The following is a 22,069-nucleotide window of genomic DNA, read 5'->3' as shown; positions in this document are numbered from 1 at the left end:
CATGAGTGCTGCAACTACATCTAACTCGCCGGGTAAATGGGTAGTGCTGCCGCATTATGCTTTTGCTGCAGTCGCCTTTCTGGCCCTTAGCGTGTTGCTGCTTTTCTCAACAGATGCCTTTAGCGGGCATTACTTCCATCCAAAGCTGTTAACCCTTACCCACGTAGCGGTGCTGGGCTGGGCTACCATGATCATCTTCGGGGCTTTATACCAACTGCTGCCCGTAGTGCTGGACTGCAAATTGTACAGCGAAAAGCTGGCAATTTATACGTTTGGCTTGTTAGGAGCTGGCACTATACTTTTAAGCTACTCTTTCTGGAATTTCCAGCTGGGCTGGACAATGCACGCTGCGGCCTGCGCCCTGGTTGCAGCCTTTATACTTTTTAACATAAACATAACCCAGACGGCCCGTAAGGCACCCAAATGGACTATAGAGGCTGATTTTATAGTTACTTCCGGAATCTGGCTTTTGGTAACGGGCATTGTTGGTTTGCTGATGGCTGTAAACTTTACGTTCCCGTTCCTGCCATTAGATCATGTACACTACTTAAAGCTGCACGCGCACATTGGTATGGCCGGCTGGTTCCTGCTGCTGATCATAGGCGTAGGAGTAAAGTTGATCCCGATGTTTTTGCTGGCTCACCCCGAGGATTCCAAAAAGCTTAACTGGGCTTATAACCTCATAAATGCAGGGCTGGTGCTGTTCATCTTCGACCATATGCTGTTGCAAACAAAGTTACTGCCGCTTTATGGCGTGATGGTAGCGCTGGGTGTGGGCATGTTTATACTTTATCTGCGCGACGCAAAGAACACCATGCAACGCAAAGAAATTGACCTGGGCATGCAACAGACATTTGTGGCCTTGGCTATACTTCTCCTGCCGCTGATACTGCTGTTTGTGGTAAGCAGCAATCTGAACCTGCCGCAACAACTGCTCTCTTCTATTTACTTGGTGTATGGTATCTCGGTGTTCCTGGGATTTGTATCGGCGCTTATACTTGGGCAAACCTTTAAAACGCTTCCTTTTATAGTATGGATGCACGCTTACGAGAACCACGTGGGCCGCTTTAAAACACCTTTGCCAAAGGATATGTACAGCCATTCGTTTCTGCGCTGGCAGAATATATTTTACCTGATTGGGCTGGTGGTGCTGATAGCCGGTGTGCTGCTGCGGGAGCAACAGATCATACTTGCCGGGTCCATCGCCTTTACCATAACAGCCATACTTTACACAGTAAATGTGTTTCAAATGCTACTGCACAAAGCACACAACTTAAAACCATTTACCTATGGAAAAGCAAACGCATGAGGAGAGCGGACCAGAAGTGTTCGAAACCCTTAAATACATTATAGACCCGGAAGTAGGCATTAACATTGTTGACCTTGGATTGGTATATAAAGTAAGCCTAGAAGAAGAAAAGCTGCATGTTGATTTAACCCTGACCACGCCAGGTTGTCCCATGAGCGGGACTATTGTAACAGCAACTGAGCAGATATTGCTTAAACGCTTCCCCAATCTGGATATAAAAGTGGAGCTGGTCTGGACGCCGATGTGGACAACAGAAATGATCACAGAAGAAGGGATGCGCCAACTAAACAGGAAATCTTAACTTAGCGGCTGTATTTGTGTTAGAAGTATAGAATTATGTTATCCAAAACAACAGAGTACGCCCTTAGAGCCATAGTATACATCGCTCTCCATAACGAGGATGGCCACAAGATAGGCATCAAAGAGGTAGCTAAAGAACTGGACCTGCCCCAGCCTTTTACCGCCAAAATTCTGCAGGATCTGGTGCGTAAGGGTGTGATTGCGTCTTTAAAAGGCCCTGGGGGTGGCTTTTATCTGCACAAACCTGCATCTGAGTTAACCATTCTGGATGTGGTACGCAACATCGATGGGCTTGAAGCCTTTAAGAAATGCGGCATGGGCATGAAAGAATGCTCTGGCAGTCATCCGTGTCTGCTGCACAACGATATTGTTGTATACCGAGATCACCTGCTTAAGGTGTTCCGCTCAAAATCTATACAAGACCTGGTGGATAGTGTAAAAACAGGCAAATACTTTATCACGAATGCACATGAGTAACGATACATAGTAGACAAGTTTCTATATTTACATAGTAGACAAGTTTCTATATTATAGTATACCATAGTGCTTGTTTAGAATACTAAAGAACTCCGCTTTATTCTGCAACCACGGAAAATGGCTTGTATCTGCAATTGTATGGAATGCGGCAGAAGGTAATCTTTCTTTTACATACGTTGTGCTCTCCCCGAAGATATCATCATCGCCATAAGTAACAGTAATCTTTAACTCAGATGGGGCATACTGTTCCAGCTTGTGGTAAAACAGCAGGGCCAGGTTAGATCGGTTAATTGGCCTGGCATAAATGTGGTTTACCAGTACCGGAACCGGGTTCTCTACCTGGTATCCCTTGTTGCAGTTAAGGCAGAACTGCGTAAAGAAGTTTTCATAGCCTTTATCACTTCCCAAAAATCCAAGCGTAGCGTTTTTTAGCATCGAGAACCACTCCTGGCTTGTGCTCTTTTTCTTGTTATACTTTGCTACCTCTAATCCCATTTCGAGCCATTGCTTACCTGTGCCCGATGCAGGGCTGCACAGGAAAAGGCTTAGCAGCCTGAATATACTTTGCTCCGCATACAGTTGGGCATACAAACCACCCCACGAATGGCCGAACAAGTGGAATGCCTCCAGCTCAAAATGTGTGGCAATGGCATCTATATCGGAAATGTAGCTGCTGATAGAGTAATCGTCTGAATAGCAGGGAGAGTTTAGTGTGCCCCGCTGGTGAAAGGTGATCACTTGGTAGTGCTTGCTAAGATATTCTGCCACCGGTGCCAGCCCGTCAGGCACGCCAGGGCCACCGTGCAGCATCAGTATACTTTCTTTGCCGCTGTTTGGGTAAGTATAAGTATACAGCCTGGTGTCGCCGTTTCCGATCAAAAGCTCCATGTGTATCTCTTACGGGAATGCATTGGTTTGTGAAGTATATTTTAATAAAGTTAAGAGTGCCAGTAGCTTTATGTTTATTATAGGTTAGTTATCATTTATAATTGCAGTAGCTGTAGCATTACAGATGTTACGATTAAACAGGAGCATCAGCAAGAAGTATGAAGATAAACTATTCTTATAAAGCCTCTGATTCTGTTCGAATGAGCCTGTGTAGTTGGTTAAAATTATAACTGTATGAGCATTAAGCCAGTAAAAGAGAGTTATGCAAATGCTAAAAAGACCAACCAAAGACCAACTGGCTGCTGCCTCGGGCCAAATTATACCTGATATAATAGCTCCTGACCTAAAAGTACTTTTCTGCGGCATTAACCCAGGGCTTTATACAGCTTTCTCAGGACATAACTTTGCACGCCCCGGCAACCGTTTCTGGCCGGCTTTGCATGCTGCCGGTTTTACACCCAGGCAATTCAGGCCCGAAGAAGACGAAATGCTTCTGGAACTTGGCTATGGGATTACTAACATCGTAGACAGGGCAACAGGCAGTGCTGCTGAATTATCATCAGTTGAATTGATAGAGGGCGGTATAAACCTGGTAGAAAAGGTAATTGAGTACCAGCCACAGGTGCTGGCGCTATTAGGCATATCAGCTTATCGTGTGGCCTTTGGTAAAGCATCGGCTGTTGTTGGTTTACAGGAGCAGGTTATCGGGAATACAAAACTATGGGTACTGCCTAACCCCAGCGGACTTAACGCGCATTTCCCGCCAAAGGAGTTACATAAAGTTTACAAGAAGTTGAGGGAATATATTGACGGGAACACAGATTAAGGGGGATTTTATTGATTTGTATGATTCTCTGCTATGCCGAGTCCAACCACCCCAACCCATCTCCCGAATCAAGTCCGGAATCTATGACTTGTTTAAGGCGGGGAGCTTTACTTACTGTTTCTTCTGCTATCATTATAGTTCAAGCTTGCTTTTCTCCCTGTCATCTTGTAAAGATCTTGGTAGAAGGGAGGTTAAGCGCCCGCTACAGAATTTATACTTATGCTATAGTAGTAGCAGAATTCCCCTCTCGAGAGCAGGGCTGTTTTAATCAGCAATCAGCAATTCAAACCTACCTCTTCCTCAACATCACCCCATTGCTGGCCTCACTATACTTCTCACCTTCCTTCACTACTTTTCCATTCACAAGTATAAACTGGAACCCTGTGGCAAGTTGAGCAGGGTTATCAAAGGTGGCATGCTCCTTTACAGATTTCGGATCGAATACCAGGATATCAGCTTTGTAGCCTTCCCTGATAAGGCCGCGCTTAGCAACCCCGATAGTTTCAGCAGAAAGACCTGTCATTTTTCGAACAGCCTCCTGCAGCGTGAGCAGCTTTTTATTAACCACGTAAGTTTCGATGATTTTGGCAAAAGACCCGAAGCTGCGGGGGTGATTCATGGTAGGGCTGCCGTCGGTGCATATCATCACGTAAGGGTCTTTCAGAAATTCCTCCTGCAGACTTTCATTCATGATAAAGTATGCGCCTTCTGCTCCGTAAGGGTTAATGTTATCTATAAGCACGTCCTCAAACGGCTTGTTTAGTTCTTTAGACAGCTGAGCCAGGTTTTTGCCTTTATACTTTCCGGAACCGATCAGTGTGGCCTCTGGTCCGTTGCGCAGGTTTACACGGTTACGCAGGTAAGTTGACAACTCGTTGCGGCGGGTGCGCACCACCTCCCTGTAATCGTAGGGCTGCTTAGCCCATTCCGGGAAGAGTATACCGATGGTGGTGTAGCTAGCGGTGTAGGGATAAAAATCGGCTGTAACTTTGGTGTCGCTGGTTCTGGCGCTGTCGAGTAGCTGCAGTATTTCGTGGGCACGTTCTTTATTTTTGCCATACACAACTTTAATATGCGACACATGCACCGGGCAGTACTTGCCTTGCACGAGTAGTTCTTTTATCGATGCCTCTACAAACTGATCATCCTCGTTGCGCATGTGGCTCATGATCATGCCATTCTTCTCGCCTACCACTTTGGCCAGCCTGTTAAGCTCTTCGCTTTGGGCATAGTAGCCAGGGTTATACTCCAGGCCGGTGGTCATACCGTAGCAGCCTGCATCCATAGCGTTTGCCAAAAGCTTTTCCATATTTGCCATGTGCTTTTCCGATGGAATAGAATCATACTTTGCGCCTGACATCATTCGTAATGTATTGTGCCCTGCAAACACGCTCACATTAACAGATGGCTTTACCAGTTCAACGGAGTCCATCCATACTTTAATGTCTTCAAAGTATGGGCTGGTGCCGTCCTGCCCCAGGAAAATGGTGGTAATACCCATCGCCAGGAAATTGCGAAACTCCGGTGTCTTCATTGGGTCGCCGTGAGCGTGTGTGTCTATAAAACCAGGCGTAACGGCCATGCCATTAGCGTTTATTGTTCGTTTGGCGATATAAGTAGCAGCGGTGTCTTTGTCGATCTTGGCAATGGAGTCGCCGCTGATGAGCAGGCTGGCAAAGTATGGCTCTTCGCCGGTGCCATCCACTACCATTGCTTTTTGTATCAGCAGGTCGTACTCACGCTGGTCGGCCTGTTTCTGTGTATTTTGGCATGAAAAAATGGTGCCTGCCAGTAGTACCAGTGCGACTATACTTTTCGTTTTTCTGAAGCTTGTCATGCTTAAAGTTAAATTATTTTTTCATCAAAAGTAATGGCTGTTTTTTGAGTCATGGGTTGGTTGGTTTTAAAGTATAAATCAGAGTACAGAATCATCAAAAGTATAAATGTGTGTTTAAGTCTAAGTTTAAGTTTACCTAAATATCAGGGGCAACTCCCGCTACGACAAGTAAATGCACAACGAAGCACTTGGATTTGGCAGAGATCGCATTGCCGGTTTACCAGAGGACATTGGAAAGTATAAAACCCAACACTATGCAACATTGCTCTTAGTGCTCCTTACATGCAAGATGGCAGATTTGTTGCCCTGGAGCTGGTGCTGGATCATTATACTTCAGGTATTAAAGAATCTGCTACAGTTTTTTGATGCGGTTTTATAATTTAAATTATGATATAAATCATCAATATTACTGCCAATAAAGTATAAGATAAATGTAAGGCGCCACTTACCTTGCGGTGGCAAAAGCTAAAACAAAAATATGCCATGAAGCCATACTTTCTCATTGCCTTGGTTCTGTTTATACTTGCCTCCTGTTCTGGTAAGCAGGAAAAGATACAGCCAACGGTAGAGGATATTACGGAGTCGGTGTATGCTTCGGGTGTTGTGAAAAGCCGTAACCAGTACCAGGTTTTTCCGACGGTGAGCGGTGTTGTTCAGCAGATCATGGTAACTGAAGGCGATATAGTGAAGAAGGGGGAACCGCTGATGAAATTAGACAATGAAGTTGCCCGTCTGAGTACCGAGAATTCCCGCATTTCCGCTGAATATAACCGTGTAAGCGCCAACGCCGAGAAACTAAAGGAGGCACAGGAAGCTATTGACCTGGCTCGCAGTAAAAAAGAAACCGACTCGCTGCTGCTGGCAAGGCAACGAAATTTGTGGGCCAGCCAGATCGGAACGAAGGTGGAACTGGAGCAGCGGGAGTTAAGCTATAAAAATTCTCTTACTGCCTATAAGTCTGCCATACTTCGCTACAACGACCTTAAAAAACAACTCAATTTTGCTGCCCGTCAGTCGCAGAAGAACCTGCAGATAAGTGAGGCTATGTCGGGTGATTATACCATCAAGAGCGAAACAAACGGCAAAGTATACAGTGTGCTGAAAGAGCAGGGAGAACTGGTGAGCCCTCAAACGCCGGTGGCGGTAATGGGTGATGCTGATGAGTTTATACTGGAGCTGCAGGTGGATGAGTACGACATTGCACGTGTAAAACCAGGCCAGAAAGTTTTACTTAACCTCGACAGTTACAAAGGACAGATTTTTGAAGGCAAAGTATACAAGGTGAACCCTGCCATGAACGAGCGCACCCGATCTTTTACCGTAGAGGCCAGTTTTGTAACAAACCCGCCAGCGTTGTACCCGAACCTTACCACTGAAGCCAACATCATCATCCAAACAAAAAAAGATGCGCTTACTATCCCAAGGGAGTATCTGGTAGACGGAGCTTATGTAATGACGGAAGGCAAGGAAAAAGTAGCCGTAAAAACCGGGCTTAAAGATTACCAGAAAGTGGAGATAATGGATGGCCTGAGCAAAGATGATGTGCTATTAAAACCAGCCCGATGAACAGCAAACTGATATTTGGCATAGCAAAATCGCTGCTTTTGGCCCGCTGGCGGCAAACGCTGGTTGCGGCCGTGGGAGTTACATTCAGTATTGCCATGTTTATCACGTTGCTAAGCTTCATGAACGGTCTCAACGATCTGCTGGACGGACTTATACTTAATCGCACACCACATGTGCGGCTTTACAATGAGATCAAGCCCAGCGAAAATCAACCGGTAAATGCATCCGCCGAGTTCGAAAACTCTTATAACTTTATCAGTTCGGTCAAGTCGGGTATCACAAGGCAGGAGATCTACAACAGCGAGCCTATTATGCAGGCTGTAAAAGATGATGACCGCGTGCTGGGAGTGGCACCAAAGCTCAACACACAGGTGTTTTTCAATGAAGGAACCATAGACATATCAGGCACCATCAGTGGTATTGATGTGGAGGAGGAGATGCGGCTTTTTAATTTTCAGGATTACGTAACTGCCGGTGTAGCGATAGACGCAAAGAATGTAGCCAACAGTATTATACTTGGCAAAGGGCTAGCCGATATACTGGCTGCTGATATCGGAGATGTGGTGCAGGTAACTACTATACAGGGCGAACGCTTCCCGCTAAAAGTGGTGGGATACTTTCAGTCGGGTATACAGGAGATAGACAAGGTGCAGAGTTACGCTTCTATCGGTACCACACAGAAACTCATGGGGAAACCCGCCAATTACATTACCGATATACAGGTAAAACTACATAACCTCGAAAGTGCACCTGCCGTGGCCAAAGAATATGAGCAGGTGTTTAACATTGATGCCGAGGATATACAAACCGCTAACTCCCAATTTGAAACGGGCAGCAATATTCGTACGCTTATCTCGTACTCTGTTGGTATCGTGCTACTTATAGTGGCGGGCTTTGGCATTTTCAATATTCTTAACATGATGATCTACGAGAAAATGGACTCCATTGCCATACTGAAGGCCACTGGCTTTTCGGGTAGAGACGTGAACAAGATCTTCCTGCTGATTGCTCTGAGCATCGGGTTCTTTGGCGGCATGGTAGGCTTGGGGTTCGGCTTTGTCTTTTCCGTCATCATCGATAACATCCCGTTTAACACAGCGGCTTTGCCAACCATTAAAACATACCCTGTAAGTTATAACCCTGTGTTTTATCTGATTGGTGGTTTTTTCTCTCTGATCACGACATACTTTGCTGGGTTCTTTCCGGCCCGCAAAGCAAGTAAGGTAGATCCTGTGGAGATAATCAGGGGCAAGTGAGGACCGCAGATTTTAAGGATTAAATGGATGGTCGGGATTTTGTTTTTAGATTGTAATGATAGCGCTATACTTCGTAAGCACAAGTTGCGACCTGTCTGAGGAATGGCAGATGCTATGAAACTATACTTCAGTCAATGCAAAGGCTGATACCTGCGCTCTTCAGGATTCCAAATCCCGAAAAGTAATTGGCCATGCGACTTATACTTCAGCAAAAGCAAAGGCAAGAAAGTACCCCTTTGAAGGTGGCGAGGGAGATGATTACACTTGCGTAGACTCTCCTGTTAAAGTCGAAGATCCCGGACTTATTTTGGAAGTAGGCAGGGGAATGACACATTATCAGTACACAGAACACAAGCACCAACCATGAAGGAACTTATACTTGAGGCAAGGCACATCAACAAACAATTCCACGACCCGGTAACGGTGCAGGTGCTGCATGACATTACCTTTACCGTGAATAAAGGGGAATTTGTGTCTGTTATAGGTAAGTCTGGGTGCGGAAAGTCTACGCTGCTCTATATTTTATCTACAATGGATACTGATTACCAGGGAGAATTGCTGATTGATAATGAACTGATGACAGGCCGCAGCGATACAGAACTGGCACGCATCCGAAACGAGAAAATTGGCTTTGTGTTCCAGTTTCATTACCTGCTCAATGAGTTTACAGTTTTGCAGAATGTTATGCTGCCCGGTATGAAGCTGGCAAAGTATAGCCAGCAGGAAATAGAGCACCGCGCCCTGGAAAAACTTAAAATGCTGGGAATTGATAACCTAGCTCAAAAAAAAGCCTATAAAATATCTGGTGGCGAGAAACAGCGTGTGGCCATTGCCCGTGCACTTATCAACGACCCCTTGATTCTGATGGGAGATGAGCCTACCGGAAATCTTGACTCGCTCAACAGCGAAATGGTCTTCGATATCTTTAAGGATCTCACCGATGTGCATAACCATACCCTGCTTATAGTTACCCACGACCAGAGCTTTGCTGAACGTAGCGGCCGCATTATCGAAATGGAAGACGGACGAATAATCCGGCATTAACAGTTTCAATGTACTCCTGTTTCATCTATAAAAAGCTAATAACAATTAATCCTTTTTTTATTGCCATACGTTTAGTTTTACATAGTTTCGGGCATAAATGCTGTTTTGTTGATAACGCAAAGTTGCATTTCCAATGTATTTACTGTTTAACAAATCTATCCGGAAAAGAGCCATGAATGCAGGCCTGAAGCAATTATTTAACATAGCAAACAAAGAAACGCGAACCATTATCGGCCTGATGTCGGGCACCTCGCTGGATGGGCTTGATATTGCACTTTGTGAGTTTACCGGCCACGGCACACAAACCCGGATGAAGCTGCGCGAGTTTGCCACCATGCCTTACGATGCAGCTTTTAAGCTAGAGGTAAAAGCCATTTTTTCGAAGCGCCGGGTAGATCTCGAAAAAGTATGCCTGATGAATGCTTACATTGGTACTTTTCACGCTAACCTGATAAACGAGTGCCTGCAAAAGTGGAACGTTAACCCAAGCGAGGTAGACATTATTGCCAGCCACGGCCAAACCATTTACCACGCTCCAGCTTCACTGCACGGCATTGATGGCATGCCGGATGCCACGTTGCAGATAGGCGACGGCGATCACATTGCAGTTAAAACAGGCATCGTTACCTTAAGCGATTTCAGGCAGAAACACATAGCAGCCGGTGGCGAAGGTGCACCGCTGGCAGTATACGGCGATTACCTGCTTTTCTCAAAAAAAGATCAGAACCGTATTATGCTTAATATTGGAGGCATCGCCAATTTTACCTTCCTGCCCGGCGACCTAAATACATCCCGAATTTTCTCTACCGATGTAGGGCCTGGCAATACATTGATGGATGCCTACGTACAAAGTAAATTTCCGGATAAATATTTTGATGCAGATTCGGAGATTGCTTTAAAAGGCACGTATAATACAAAATTGGTTTCTGCCCTCTTAAATCACCCTTTCTTTGACCAGGATTTCCCTAAAACAACAGGACCCGAACTATTTAACCTGGCTTACCTGGAGCAGGCACAAAAAAGTACCGATACAACCCAACTGTCACCCGAAGATGTGATGGCCACCCTTAATCGTTTTTCTGCAATTGGTATTTGCGATGCTTTATCAAAAAACCTGGAAGGCGAACAATTCGAGATTTTCTTAAGCGGCGGCGGTATGTATAACCCGTTGCTTATCCGGAATATAAAAGAATTAACTAACAATGTAACTATAAGAGATACTGCTGAATTAGGCGTGTCTCCGGATGCAAAAGAAGCTGTGCTGTTTGCCACACTGGCAAATGAAAGTCTGGTAGGCGAATTGATAGACTTTGGGCCTGGGCAAACCAGAGTTCCTTCTGTGCATATGGGTAAGATCAGTTTGCCAACATAAGCAAAATATGATGTAGTGCCTTTAATTTTATAACTGTACAAAATATACTTACCATGAGAAAAATTTACTTTAGAGGGTGGGCTTGGCTTAAGTTCACCCTGCTGTGTTTGTTCTTAACTAACCTGCCAAGCCAGGAGGTATTTGCACAGACACGCTACACCGTTTCGGGTACAGTAACAGATGCACGTACCAAAAGTCCGCTCCCGGGTGTTGTTGTCAGATTCCTGAACACGAACACTGCTACAGCAACCGATGTAAACGGCAGGTATACTTTAGCAACTACCCAACCTGCAGGTACATACCGCCTTACTTTTTCGCTTATCGGCTTCAAACCGGAAACAAGGTCTGTTGAGTTGACTGCATCTGAGAACATAACTGTAGATGTACAGCTTAAAGAAGACGTTGTTGGGTTAGAGGAAGTAGTAGTAACGGGCACATCTGTGGCTACAGCAAAAAAGCAATTGGGTAATGCTATTGCTACGGTATCTGGAGATGCGTTAGACAATACAGTAGCAACTTCTGTAGACCAGGCTTTGGCCGGTAAAGTGGCAGGTGCACAGATAACGCAGAACTCCGGTAACCCGGCTGGCGGTATTAGTGTGCGCCTTAGAGGCCCGAGTACAATTGTGGGCTCCGGCGATCCGCTTTACATTGTGGATGGTGTAATTGTTAACAACAGCTCACCAGAGCTAATTGACTTGGGAGGTTATGCACAGAACCGATTAGTAGATATCAACCCGAATGATATAGATCGTATTGAGATCATTAAAGGTGCAGCTGCAGCAGCTATTTATGGTTCCAGGGCCAGTAACGGTGTGGTGCAGATTTTTACAAAACGAGGTAAGTCCGGTGCTCCCCGCGTTGTCGCCTCCACCCAGTTTAGGGTAAGCGAGGTGCGCAAAACACTGGAGTATAACGACTACCCGTTCCGGTTTGTAAATACTACCCGCACCGACCTAACGCAGGAGCCCGTAGAGCGTTTTGACTATCAGGATGAAATATTCCGGACAGCATATGGTACTGAGAACAACCTGTCGGTTTCGGGTGGAAGCGATAATACACAGTATTTCGTAAGCGCTAACTTCCTCAGAAACCAGGGTATCATTGACGAGACACAGTTTACCAGGGGAGGCGGCCGCGTACGCCTGGATCAGACTTTAAAGGACTGGCTTAACATATCAATTGGGGCCAACTATGTGCTTAGCACCAGTGAGGAGATTCCGAACGGAGGTTTGAGCGAAGCATACGGAGCTTTAACGGGTTTCATATTCAGTAACAACTTCATCAATCCGCAGCCTGTAAATGGCATTTACCCCTCTACAGCGCCTACTGCTATACTTAGAAGAACCAATCCGTTAGAGGCAATTGCAAGGTTTGATTTTCAGCAGCGTACAAGCCGCTTCATTGGAGATTTTCAATTAAATCTGACACCAATTACTGGTTTGAACATAAATTATACTTTAGGATACGATAACTCTACTCAGTTAGCCACAGGTTTTATACCTGTAGGCAACACAACTCCTTCTTACGATCGGGGATATTCCCGCCGTGCTGACAGAACAGCGTACCTGCTTAATAATGACCTGAACATCTCCTACAGAACAAACTTCGCTGACTGGCTGGAGTCAACTACAGGAGTTGGTGCCACAGCGCAGGTGGATAAGGTATACAGAACAGGTATCATAGCCACACAGCTCGTGCCACTTGTACAAACAATTGATGCAGGTGCTACTATTTTAACCAATGAGATCAGGAGCGACATTAACATTTTAGGTTTTTTTGCACAGCAGACGTTTGGCCTCGGTGAACGCCTGTACCTGACAGCTGCTGGCCGATATGATGTTTCTTCTGTTTTTGGAGAGGAAGACAGGTGGCAGTTCTATCCTAAAGTAAGTGCAAGCTACCTTATCTCAAACGAGGAGTTCTGGCAAGGAATCAGTGATATAGTTCCTATATTTAAGTTAAGGGCATCTTATGGAGAGGCGGGTAACCTGACAGCTATTGGCGCTTATGACCGCTACACCAACTTCAACCCGGTTGCTGCTCCAGGCTTGCCAGGATTTGTGCCATCCTCTCAGCTAGGTAACACTGCTATTGTGCCGGAGAGACAAAAAGAAACAGAAGTAGGTGCTGATATGAGCCTTTTTGATGGCAGGTTAGGACTTGAGTTCTCGTACTTTTCCAAGGATGTAGAAGACCTGTTACTTTTTATATCGCTGACGCCATCTTCTGGCTACCTGAACCAGTATGCAAACGTGGGTACCATGACCAACAAAGGCTTTGAGTTTTTGTTGACAGGTGCACCAATTCAGAATGAGAATATAAACTGGAAAACAACAATTACATACTCCAGAATTAGGAATAAAGTAAATAATGTGCCTGGTGGAATACTGCCTTTCCCGGGTGGATTTGGCCAGGTTGCTGCTGTTAACGGATACCCGCTAGGTGCCTTCTACGCTACATATTTTGCGCGAAACCCTGATGGTTCACTTCTGCTAAACGAATTTGGCCTTCCGCAACCTGAGCGTATATCGCGTAATCCGAATACAGGCCAACCTACCGGGGCAACAGCGAGAAAAGTAATCGGTGATCCGAACCCTGATTGGACAGGCTCTCTGATTAACGAGGTGCTCATTGGCAAGAACTTTACCTTCAAAACGCAGTTTGATGCAGCCTATGGCTTTGATGTGTTTAACTTTACCCGCCGTGTGGGTGAACGCGACCTTTACGGCGGATTGGCCGGGTATGAGCCGGAGCTAAGAGGAGAGGTGCCAAAAGGAACATCAGCAGCACTGTTCGGTATTTTCGAGAATTACATTGAGGATGGTTCCTATATCAAGTTAAGAGAGGTTTCGCTGTCGTATGATTTCAGACCTGAATTTTTGAAGGGTAACAGTTTGCGTCTATCACTGGCTGGACGCAACATTTTCTCTATTGATGATTACAGCGGCTACGACCCTGAGGTAAATGCTGCTGGCCAATCTACGGCTGTGCGCGGCTTTGATTTTGTGGAGGTTCCGATACCAAGAACATATGCTGTAGGTGTACAGGTATCTTTCTAAACTTCTTTAACCAAATCGATAATAACATGAAAAATATAATCTCATATATAAAGATTGGTATGCTTTCCAGCTCCCTGCTGCTTACAAGCAGTTGTGAACTGGACATACCCAACCCCAATGCCGCAAGTGATATTGAAGTATTAAACTCCCGCGAAGGATTAATAGGCTTAAGTGTCGGCTTAAGGCAATATTATTCAACGTCGGGCATTGAGGCTGCATACTTATATCCTGGCGTTACCAGCCGTGAGCTAAAAGGAGTAGCGACATTTACGAACGTATTAGAGTTAGAAGCTGGCGGAACTGCTTTGCCAACATTTAACGGTAATATTTTAGGACTGTGGTCGAGGATGCAGCGCACCATGAACATAAGTCAGCAGATTCTTGAAAATGCACCTAACGTTCCTTCGCTGACTGGAGGCATGCGTAGCGGCATTTTAGCGCAGGCTCATTTGTTTAAAGCTATGGCGCTTGGCACACTGGCAATGGCATTTGAGCAGGCCAATACCGAAACAAGTATAACCGAAAACGTAACGTTTAAGCCACGGCAAGAAGTGTTTGCTGAGGCTATTTCGCACCTGAACCAAGGCATAGCACTAATAGAAGCAACACCTACTTCACAAGAATTTAGAAACCAGGTTACAGGCCAATTTTTTAATGTAGAGAATACATTATATGCCATGAATGCGAGATTTAACCTGTTTGCCGGCAATTATCAGGCAGCCATCAATAATGCAGATAAGGTAAATCTTTCGGTGATGTCTGAATATGACTACAGTGACCAGAGTATAAACCCGATTTATAACACGATTTCTATTCTGAAGTATTTCAGACCACGAGATAATTTTGGCTTGCCGAATTCTTTGTTTTATGAGGGCGATGCAAGAGAGGAGTTTTACCTGACTGGTCCTATTGATATTGTAGATGGAGATGCTGTAAGATCGCTGGCTGGGTTTTTTGATAATCAGACAGAAAGGATACCCGTTTATTTACCAGACGAGATGAAACTGATTAAGGCAGAGGCCATACTTCGTAGTAACGGTTCGTTGGTGGAGGCACTGGCACTGATAAATGAAGTGAGAACACAGCAAACAGGAGACCCATTTGGAGTTAACGCCGGACTTCCTCCCTATACTGGACTTGTTACAAGAGATGCCCTGCTGCTTGAAGTGTACAGGCAGCGATCGGCAGAATTATACTTAACAGGTATGCGATTGGAAGATAGCCGTCGTTTTGGAAGACCCGGCCCACCCGAAAGCTTCATAGAACGCAACAGGAACTTTTATCCATACCCAGATCAGGAACGTTTAACTAATCCGAATACACCGGAAGATCCGGAGATATAAAATCTCACTAAACAAAAAGGCCAGACAAATCTGGCCTTTTTGTTTAGTGAGATTTAGAGAAAATATAAGTCTGTATAACTCCTGCTGTTGATATTCTGGATCAAAAGGTAATCATGGCATCACCATAGTAACAAAGACTTTATCTCCCTGCTGATGCCCATTTTTCAGTGTTTTTACAGTTAACAGCGTATCTAGAAGTGTAACTTCCGTTTCGTAATGGCTTCCGTAATAAGTAACCTGCTGCACTTTGCCTTCAACACCGTTACTCTTGTCTTTTGCAAACTTAATATGCTCCGGCCTCACTAAAAGGTTATAATGATTTAGGGTTGAATTTGTCAGGCTATTAAAAGCCTGAGCCAGTGCAGGCGTAAGTATATTGTACTTACCAAAAAGCCCTGCTGCATACTCATTTACAGGTTGTGTGTAAACTTGCTCCGGGTTTCCTTTCTGTAGAATCTGACCACCTTTCATCACCAGTATCTCTTCGGCCCAGGATAGTGTGTCTGCCGGGTCATGGGAGATAAGAATGCAGGTAATGTCCAGGCTATTACTTATATCCCGGATAACTTCTTTTAAGATGCTTTTGTGCACCACATCCAGGTTAGAATATGGCTCGTCGAGAAGCAGAAGCCTGGGTGAGGAGGTAAGCAATCTGGCAAGTGCAATGCGTTGTTTTTCGCCGCCTGATAACTGGTTTGTTCTGCGCTTGAGCAAGTGCTCTATTCTGCAAATAGTATATAGATTTTCAGCCTCACCGGAGGTCAGCGTATTGGCATACTTTAATATCTGTTCTACTCTTAAAAACTGCGGTAACTCATACTGCTGCGATAGGTAGGCAATTCCTGCATGCCCTGGCACCAGCACATCATGTGGCCCCCATACTTTTTCGCCCTCAAACAGCACCTGCCCTGAAGCTGGTTGAACCAGCCCGGCAATAGTTTGCAGTAAAGTGCTTTTACCTGAGCCTGTTTCTCCGGCAATGGCAATGTTCTGGAGCTCCTGTTGGGTAAAGCTGATGTCTTTTAAGATGGTACTCCCTTCTTCTAAAACACTAACTCCTGATACGTGTAAAAAGCTCATAGACTAGGAGAGTAAGTTGGAAAGGGCTAATTATACTTTTCACTTTTTTAGTGAAACAAGCAGGTGAAAAGTGTTAACTAAAAGTATAGAATAATTACAGGAGAGTAAGTCCCATTTGGCCCAGATAAGTGCCAACAGCCATAAAAGCGGAAGATACTAATACTCCCAGGCTTATTGCCAGGAAAGCTCTTTTTCGCTCTATTTTGAATATATTGGCAGCTATAGTGCCCATATATGCACCTGTGCCTGGTAAAGGAATCATTACAAAAATCATCAGGCCCCAAAAACCGTGTTTCTGTACATTGGCACCGGCAATTTTTTTAGCTCTTTTAGATAAGTAAATAACTCCCTTTTTATAAGCACGGAAAGGCCAGAAGCGCTGATTAAATGTATCAACCAACCACATGAACAACGGAAAAACAAGGGTATTTGCAATCGCACCGATCGCGAAAGCCCATACAAAATGCACATTGTTCAGAATAGCAAAAGGAATACCTGTTCTAGCCTCACCAAAGGGCGAGATGCTCAGTAAAAAAGTATATAAAAGCGTTTCCAGCATATAACACTAAAACAAAAATCAAATCTCCTAAATAATACAATCCGTGGCAAGTAGATGTTGCACTTTGCAAGCCTGTAAAGCTACTTTTTTTTAACGTTAAGTAAGCAAAGAAGTAACAGGCCAACCCGGATAATGATTCAAACGTGTACAATTATATAGTAGCGTACAAGATTCTGATTATAATTGGGTATACTGATTTAGTGCAAAAATAAATAGTATTTACTGGTTGTCAGCTAAATGCAAAAAGCAGCCTCTTAATATGAAGCTGCTTTTTGCGTAGGGTGTTTCTTTTGAAGAACCTCAAAGATAAATTATTATTTTCTTTTCATTTTTTTTCAGGCACTGTCCAGAAATATATCTTGGCACCATCTACTTCAATAGTTTTCTCAGGCTCCCAGTCACCCATGTCGAAGGCATGCGAAACTATGCGCGTGCCGGGTTTAAGTTCGCGGAGTAATTTGGGGCGTAATTTCATGTTTACAGAGGGTAGTAAATAAAGCGTTACAACGGATGCCTTGCTAAAATCAGTTTCAAACATGTTGCCTACTTCAAACTCTACTCTACCAGTTACATCTGCTGCTTTGGCATTTTGCTTAGCCTCTGCAATGCGCTCCGGGTTTATGTCAATGCCTTTGCCTGTAGCCCCATACTTTTTAGCAGCAGTTATCACAATACGCCCGTCACCGCAACCCAGATCATACACAACATCTTTATTTGTAACTTTTGCCAGGTCCAGCATCGCATCTACAACAACCTGCCGGGTGGGTACATAAGGCACATCTAATTTTGGTGGGGCAGTTGTTTGTGCAACTGCTATCGTAACAGCAAAAATTGATAATATTATTGAAAAAGAGGTTGTTTTAAGTGTCTTCATCTTGTTGAGTTTAGGCGTTAAACAGAATTTTGCAGGTCGCAACTGCTACTGAATAGTATAAGCTGATGGCTATAAAGGGTGGTGCCAGAACTGAGATTTAATAGGGGCTTTTAACTTTGAAGTATACGTAATGTACTGACTGGCAGTTAAGTGTGTTTTTATCTGTTTATTTATACTTTTTTAGCCTGTCTTATCTTGTCTATAGCTGGCAAAGCCAGCAGCAGCAGTACACCGGCAAATAACACCCCAATGCCCACAAGAGCACCCAGCCCGGTATACACTACACTTGAATAAAGCAAATAGGCGCTGGTAAGGCAAAAGACCAAAGGCAGTACAGGGTACCATGGAACCCGGAAGGGGCGCTCCCGTTCAGGCTCCTTTCTCCGCAACACAAACAAAGCGATGCCTACCATCAACAGAAAAAACCAGAACACCGGAGCCGTATACTCTACTATCGTCTCGAAACCGTTGCGTGTAAGAAATCCAAGTCCAATGAGGGCCAGCGAGATAGCACCTTGTACCATGAATGCGTTTACCGGTGACGATGTTTTAGAGTTCCATTTGCCCAGCATACTAAAAACGGCAAAATCACGGCCAAGGGCATAGTTGGTGCGCGCTCCGGTAAAAATAGTAGCATTGGCAGAGGTAAGTGCTGCTATGGCAACCAGTATACCAATTAGGTACATGCCGCTTTCTCCGAACGTAGCTCGCATCAGATCACCGGCCACAGCATCGGATTGCGCCATTTGTGTGAGGCCCAACACTTTGAGGTAAGCAAAGCAGATAAGCAGGTAAACAGTCGTAATGATAAATATGCTCAGGATAAGAACTTTTACCATGCCTCTTTTACCAGACTTCAGTTCTGCAGAAATGTAGGCAGCCTCGTTCCAGCCACCAAAGGTTAGCAACACAAAAACCATAGCCAGGCCTAAGGAGGTAGTTGGTGTTTCACCGGCTGTTACGCTGGGTACAACCTGCGCCGGTGCAAAAAAGAAACCAGCCACTACAATAGAAAGTATACCAAGCACTTCTAGTATGGTAAGCAATTTTTGTGTGCCTGCCCCGAAAGTGATCCCTACGATGTTTATACCTGTAAGCACCACTACAACCATCCCGGCATAGATCACTGAAGAGAAATCACCTATACTGTACATCTGTGACAGATAATCGCCAACGATAAAGGATAGCAGCGCAATAGAGCCTGTCTGTATCACACTCATCCGCGACCAGGCAAACAGAAATGCCAGCCTTTTGCCAAATGCACGCGTCAGGAAATGATAATCGCCTCCTGTATTCGGAAAAGTAGTAGTAAGCTCGGCATAGCAAAGTGCACCTATTAGTGAGATTACGCCACCTACTATCCAAGCTACCAGAAACATGGTGCCACTCTCAGTGTTGGCAGCCACCATAGATGGTGTCCTGAAAATGCCGGCCCCGATCACGATACCCACAATCACAGCGATGGCATCAGTCATACTTAAGGCAGGTCTAGGCTTTGCCTGAGGTTCTAAGGCTGGGTTGGAGTCTGTTTTCATATGCTGTGCATTTGGAGGAGCTGCTGTTGTATCGGGTATTGTGTTAGATTACCAGCAAATGCCTGCTTTGGTTGTATTGGGTTGCAATACAATGGGTTAAGTTTTTGAGGAGGGCTAGATGATTCTTCTGTAGAGACGCAACGTATTGCGCCTCTACAACCAATAGCGGACAACCAATAACTATACTTTGACTTTCTTCCAGGTGCCCTGCCTGAACAGCCACCAGCTAACCAGTGCATGAAAGGAATGGCATAACGCGATGGCGATAAAAATGCCTGTAGCAGCCAGTCCAAAATAAATGGCCAGCAGGTAAGCAAGCGGAATCTCGATAAGCCAGAGCACCACAATATTAATGATGGAGGGTGTTTTTGTGTCGCCGGCACCGTTAAAAGCCTGTATCATTACCATGCCTAAGCCAAAAAATACATAGCCCAGGGTAATGATCTTTAAAGCATCAGAGGCTATACTTATCACCTCAGTGTCTTTAGAGAATAGGGCGGCCAGGTGCTCTCCGAAAAGTATAAATATCAGCGTGATAACAGCCATAAAAGCAACGTTATACTTTGCCGTTAACCACACAGCCAGTTCTGCCCTTCTGGCTTTTTTAGCCCCCAGGTTCTGCCCTACCAGTGTAGCCGCTGCCGATGATAAGCCCCAGGCTGGCAGTATGGTGAAAATAATAACACGGAAAGCAATGGTATAACCAGCCAGCGCACTGCTCCCAAACTCAGCTATCAGCCTTGTCAGGAATATCCAGCTGGCAGAGTCTATCAGGAACTGCCCCATACCACCGGACGATACTTTTAAAATCCGAAGTATAACTTTAAAGCTGATGACAAGATTTTCGCGTGTTACTTTGAGCAGATGCCTGCCATTAAGCAAATGGTAAACCTGGTATACTACACCCAGGCTTCGCCCGATAGTAGTGGCCCAGGCAGCGCCCTCTAAACCCAGTCCGTTAAAAGAACCAATGCCAAAGATTAGCAGTGGGTCCAGGATGATGTTGGCACCATTGGCAATCCAGAGAGCACGCATGGCCAGGTGTGGCTGACCCGCTCCCCGGAAGGCACCGTTTATCAGGAAAAGCAAAATAATGGCCAGGTTACCTGCAAAAATGATTCTGGCGTAATTCAGGCCTGTTGTGATGATATCGGCCTCAGCACCCATTAGGGCAAGTATATCACCTGCAAAAATTGTAGCCACAGCGCCCATCAGCAAAGCCAGTGCGCTACCCGTAACAATCAGCTGGAAAGTTATACTGCCTGCCTCACGGTAATTTTTCTCACCAACCCGCCTGGCAACCATGGCCGTTGCCGCTATACTTACGCCCATACCTACGGCATAAATGATCATCAGCACAGATTCGGTAAGGCCCACAGTGGCAAGCGCATTGGAGCCCAGTCTGCCCACAAAGAAAATATCCACCACCGCAAACAGCGACTCCATTACCATCTCCAGGATCATGGGGATAGCCAGCAAAACTATACTTTGCTTTATTCCCAACGTAGTATAGTCCTGCTCTTTGCCTTTAACGGCAGACCACACAAGCCTGAAAAAATCGCTGAGTGCGTTCATCAATGGTTTTAGAATAAAGTGAGCGGGTTACTGCAATGACAAAAGTATAACCGGTTACCTGTTTGATGCGCTTATACTTTGCCTGAAGTATAAATCAACTTACAAGGTAACAGTTTATTCTAATTAACTGCTTTGGATTTCAGACGGAATAAAGTGTTGGGGACTAAGGTGCATGCATCAGGTTTTCAGTACGCTCTAGCGTTGTTCTCACAGGCTAAGTTATGCAGTCGGGAAACGCCTGTTTATACCTTTAAAGTAAAAGTCCGCATCAACACTGCCCAAAACGATTGTAGCTGCAATACGTTTTATAGCTGTACGCACCCCTTAAACACTTAGAACTATGAGAACGATCTGGAAAGGCTCGCTTGGTTTCGGGCTTGTGAATATCCCCATCAAAATGTATAGCGCCACCTCACAGCGCCGTCTCGATTTCGACTTATTGGACCGACGTAACCATGCCCGCGTGCGCAACAAACGCGTGAACGAGAAAACCGGTGAAGAAGTACCCTACAAAGAGATTGTGAAAGCCTACAAGTATAACGATAAGTATGTGGAGTTGACTGAGGAAGACCTGGAGAGGGCAGAAGAAGAAAAGAGCCAGCAGATACAGCTAAACTCTTTTGTGGAAGAAGGCGAGATTGACGAAATATACTTTAAAAAGCCATACTATCTGGCTCCCGAAAAAGGAAACAAAACCGGCTATGGCCTGCTGCGTGATGCCATGCGGCGCACAGGCAAAGTTGGTATCGCAACAGTGGTGATGCGCGGTAAAGAAGACCTTGCCGTTATCAGGCCAATGGGGGATGCCCTGGTGCTGCAAAAGCTGCGGTTCGGGGAAGAGGTAAAAGACGTGGACGAACTGAACCTGCCACATAAAGTAGATATTGGAGGGCAGCAACTGGATATGGCCGTGGAGTTGATAAACCAGTTTACTACCGAGTTCGATATCCGCGACTATAAAGACACCTACACCGAAAAGCTGATGAAGACCATTGAGTCGAAGGCGAAAGGTAAAAAGAAGAAAGCTGCCTCTAAGAAAACAGAGGCGGTACCTACCAAAACAAAAGACCTGATGGCACAGCTCAAAGCCAGCTTAAGTTCAGACCAACGAAGAATGAGGGCATCTTGAGTACCGTTAATCGTTGTTCGTTGCTCGTTGATTGGTA

At 45.2% G+C, this 22,069-nt stretch carries 19 protein-coding genes; 12 read left to right on the top strand and 7 right to left on the bottom strand.

The genetic code is table 11. The features are described from left to right. Position 1 precedes the first annotated feature (1 nt). From K0O23_RS07575 to K0O23_RS07565, 3 genes are read left to right on the top strand one after another with little or no spacing between them, the layout of a single operon-like run. Positions 2-1,309: a heme-copper oxidase family protein gene (locus K0O23_RS07575; protein WP_219876796.1), complete on the top strand. Its 1,308-nt coding sequence runs from the start codon at positions 2-4 to the stop codon at positions 1,307-1,309. Continuing rightward, positions 1,290-1,610, top strand: coding sequence for a metal-sulfur cluster assembly factor (locus tag K0O23_RS07570; RefSeq protein WP_219876795.1), 321 nt, complete (start codon positions 1,290-1,292; stop codon positions 1,608-1,610). Before K0O23_RS07575 ends, K0O23_RS07570 begins: the two co-directional genes overlap by 20 nt. A 35-nt stretch (positions 1,611-1,645) precedes the next feature. Further along, positions 1,646-2,086 carry an RrF2 family transcriptional regulator gene (locus tag K0O23_RS07565; protein WP_219876794.1) on the top strand — a complete coding sequence of 147 codons (441 nt, stop codon included), beginning with the start codon at positions 1,646-1,648 and terminating at the stop codon, positions 2,084-2,086. Between the two features lie 51 nt (positions 2,087-2,137). Here K0O23_RS07565 and K0O23_RS07560 read toward each other — a convergent pair whose 3' ends face one another. Then, positions 2,138-2,974, bottom strand: a complete 837-nt coding sequence (locus tag K0O23_RS07560; RefSeq protein ID WP_219876793.1) for an alpha/beta fold hydrolase — start codon at positions 2,972-2,974, stop codon at positions 2,138-2,140. Positions 2,975-3,236: 262 nt separating this feature from the next. On the opposite strand from K0O23_RS07560, the gene mug reads away from it, so the two are divergent. After that, positions 3,237-3,800 (top strand): G/U mismatch-specific DNA glycosylase, encoded by a 564-nt coding sequence (gene mug / locus K0O23_RS07555; protein ID WP_219876792.1) that lies wholly within the window; start codon positions 3,237-3,239, stop codon positions 3,798-3,800. A gap of 289 nt (positions 3,801-4,089) precedes the next feature. Here the strand turns inward: mug and K0O23_RS07550 are convergent, their stop codons facing one another. Beyond that, positions 4,090-5,637 carry an N-acyl-D-amino-acid deacylase family protein gene (locus tag K0O23_RS07550; RefSeq protein WP_219876791.1) on the bottom strand — a complete coding sequence of 516 codons (1,548 nt, stop codon included), beginning with the start codon at positions 5,635-5,637 and terminating at the stop codon, positions 4,090-4,092. A gap of 172 nt (positions 5,638-5,809) precedes the next feature. Between K0O23_RS07550 and K0O23_RS07545 the strand changes: the two genes are divergently transcribed. From K0O23_RS07545 to K0O23_RS07515, 7 genes are all read left to right on the top strand, one after another. Further along, on the top strand, positions 5,810-6,016 hold the full coding sequence (locus K0O23_RS07545) for a hypothetical protein (RefSeq protein WP_219876790.1): 207 nt from the start codon (positions 5,810-5,812) through the stop codon (positions 6,014-6,016). 104 nt (positions 6,017-6,120) lie between these two features. Continuing rightward, positions 6,121-7,203 carry an efflux RND transporter periplasmic adaptor subunit gene (locus K0O23_RS07540; protein ID WP_219876789.1) on the top strand — a complete coding sequence of 361 codons (1,083 nt, stop codon included), beginning with the start codon at positions 6,121-6,123 and terminating at the stop codon, positions 7,201-7,203. Next, complete coding sequence (locus K0O23_RS07535; RefSeq protein ID WP_219876788.1) at positions 7,200-8,459, top strand: ABC transporter permease; 1,260 nt, start codon at positions 7,200-7,202, stop codon at positions 8,457-8,459. Before K0O23_RS07540 ends, K0O23_RS07535 begins: the two co-directional genes overlap by 4 nt. Positions 8,460-8,822: 363 nt before the next feature. Beyond that, the gene (locus K0O23_RS07530) at positions 8,823-9,503 is read left to right on the top strand and encodes an ABC transporter ATP-binding protein (RefSeq protein WP_219876787.1); all 681 of its coding nucleotides are present in this window, start codon (positions 8,823-8,825) and stop codon (positions 9,501-9,503) included. Between the two features lie 172 nt (positions 9,504-9,675). Continuing rightward, positions 9,676-10,875, top strand: coding sequence for an anhydro-N-acetylmuramic acid kinase (locus K0O23_RS07525; RefSeq protein ID WP_219876824.1), 1,200 nt, complete (start codon positions 9,676-9,678; stop codon positions 10,873-10,875). Between the two features lie 53 nt (positions 10,876-10,928). Next, positions 10,929-13,937, top strand: a complete 3,009-nt coding sequence (locus tag K0O23_RS07520) for a SusC/RagA family TonB-linked outer membrane protein (protein ID WP_219876786.1) — start codon at positions 10,929-10,931, stop codon at positions 13,935-13,937. A gap of 26 nt (positions 13,938-13,963) precedes the next feature. After that, positions 13,964-15,280, top strand: coding sequence for a RagB/SusD family nutrient uptake outer membrane protein (locus K0O23_RS07515; protein WP_246596981.1), 1,317 nt, complete (start codon positions 13,964-13,966; stop codon positions 15,278-15,280). Between the two features lie 111 nt (positions 15,281-15,391). Here K0O23_RS07515 and K0O23_RS07510 read toward each other — a convergent pair whose 3' ends face one another. From K0O23_RS07510 to K0O23_RS07490, 5 genes are all read right to left on the bottom strand, one after another. After that, positions 15,392-16,360, bottom strand: a complete 969-nt coding sequence (locus K0O23_RS07510; protein WP_219876785.1) for an ABC transporter ATP-binding protein — start codon at positions 16,358-16,360, stop codon at positions 15,392-15,394. Positions 16,361-16,454: 94 nt separating this feature from the next. Next, a complete protein-coding gene (locus K0O23_RS07505) occupies positions 16,455-16,919 on the bottom strand; it encodes a COG2426 family protein (RefSeq protein WP_219876784.1) in 465 nt (154 codons plus the stop codon). A 325-nt stretch (positions 16,920-17,244) separates the two neighbouring features. Then, positions 17,245-17,793 carry a class I SAM-dependent methyltransferase gene (locus K0O23_RS07500; protein ID WP_219876783.1) on the bottom strand — a complete coding sequence of 183 codons (549 nt, stop codon included), beginning with the start codon at positions 17,791-17,793 and terminating at the stop codon, positions 17,245-17,247. 170 nt (positions 17,794-17,963) lie between these two features. After that, entirely contained in the window at positions 17,964-19,328 is a 1,365-nt protein-coding gene (locus K0O23_RS07495; protein ID WP_219876782.1) for an APC family permease, read from the bottom strand. Between the two features lie 180 nt (positions 19,329-19,508). After that, the gene (locus K0O23_RS07490) at positions 19,509-20,903 is read right to left on the bottom strand and encodes an MATE family efflux transporter (protein WP_219876781.1); all 1,395 of its coding nucleotides are present in this window, start codon (positions 20,901-20,903) and stop codon (positions 19,509-19,511) included. Positions 20,904-21,243: 340 nt separating this feature from the next. Here K0O23_RS07490 and ku point away from each other — a divergent pair, with 340 nt between their 5' ends. Further along, a complete protein-coding gene (ku, locus tag K0O23_RS07485; RefSeq protein ID WP_219876780.1) occupies positions 21,244-22,032 on the top strand; it encodes a non-homologous end joining protein Ku in 789 nt (262 codons plus the stop codon). Positions 22,033-22,069 lie beyond the last annotated feature (37 nt).

This window comes from Pontibacter aydingkolensis (assembly GCF_019443125.1).
In the GTDB taxonomy this organism is placed as follows: domain Bacteria; phylum Bacteroidota; class Bacteroidia; order Cytophagales; family Hymenobacteraceae; genus Pontibacter; species Pontibacter aydingkolensis.
Note: the sequence above shows the minus strand (reverse complement) of the source record. Positions and strands in the feature narration are given on the sequence as shown.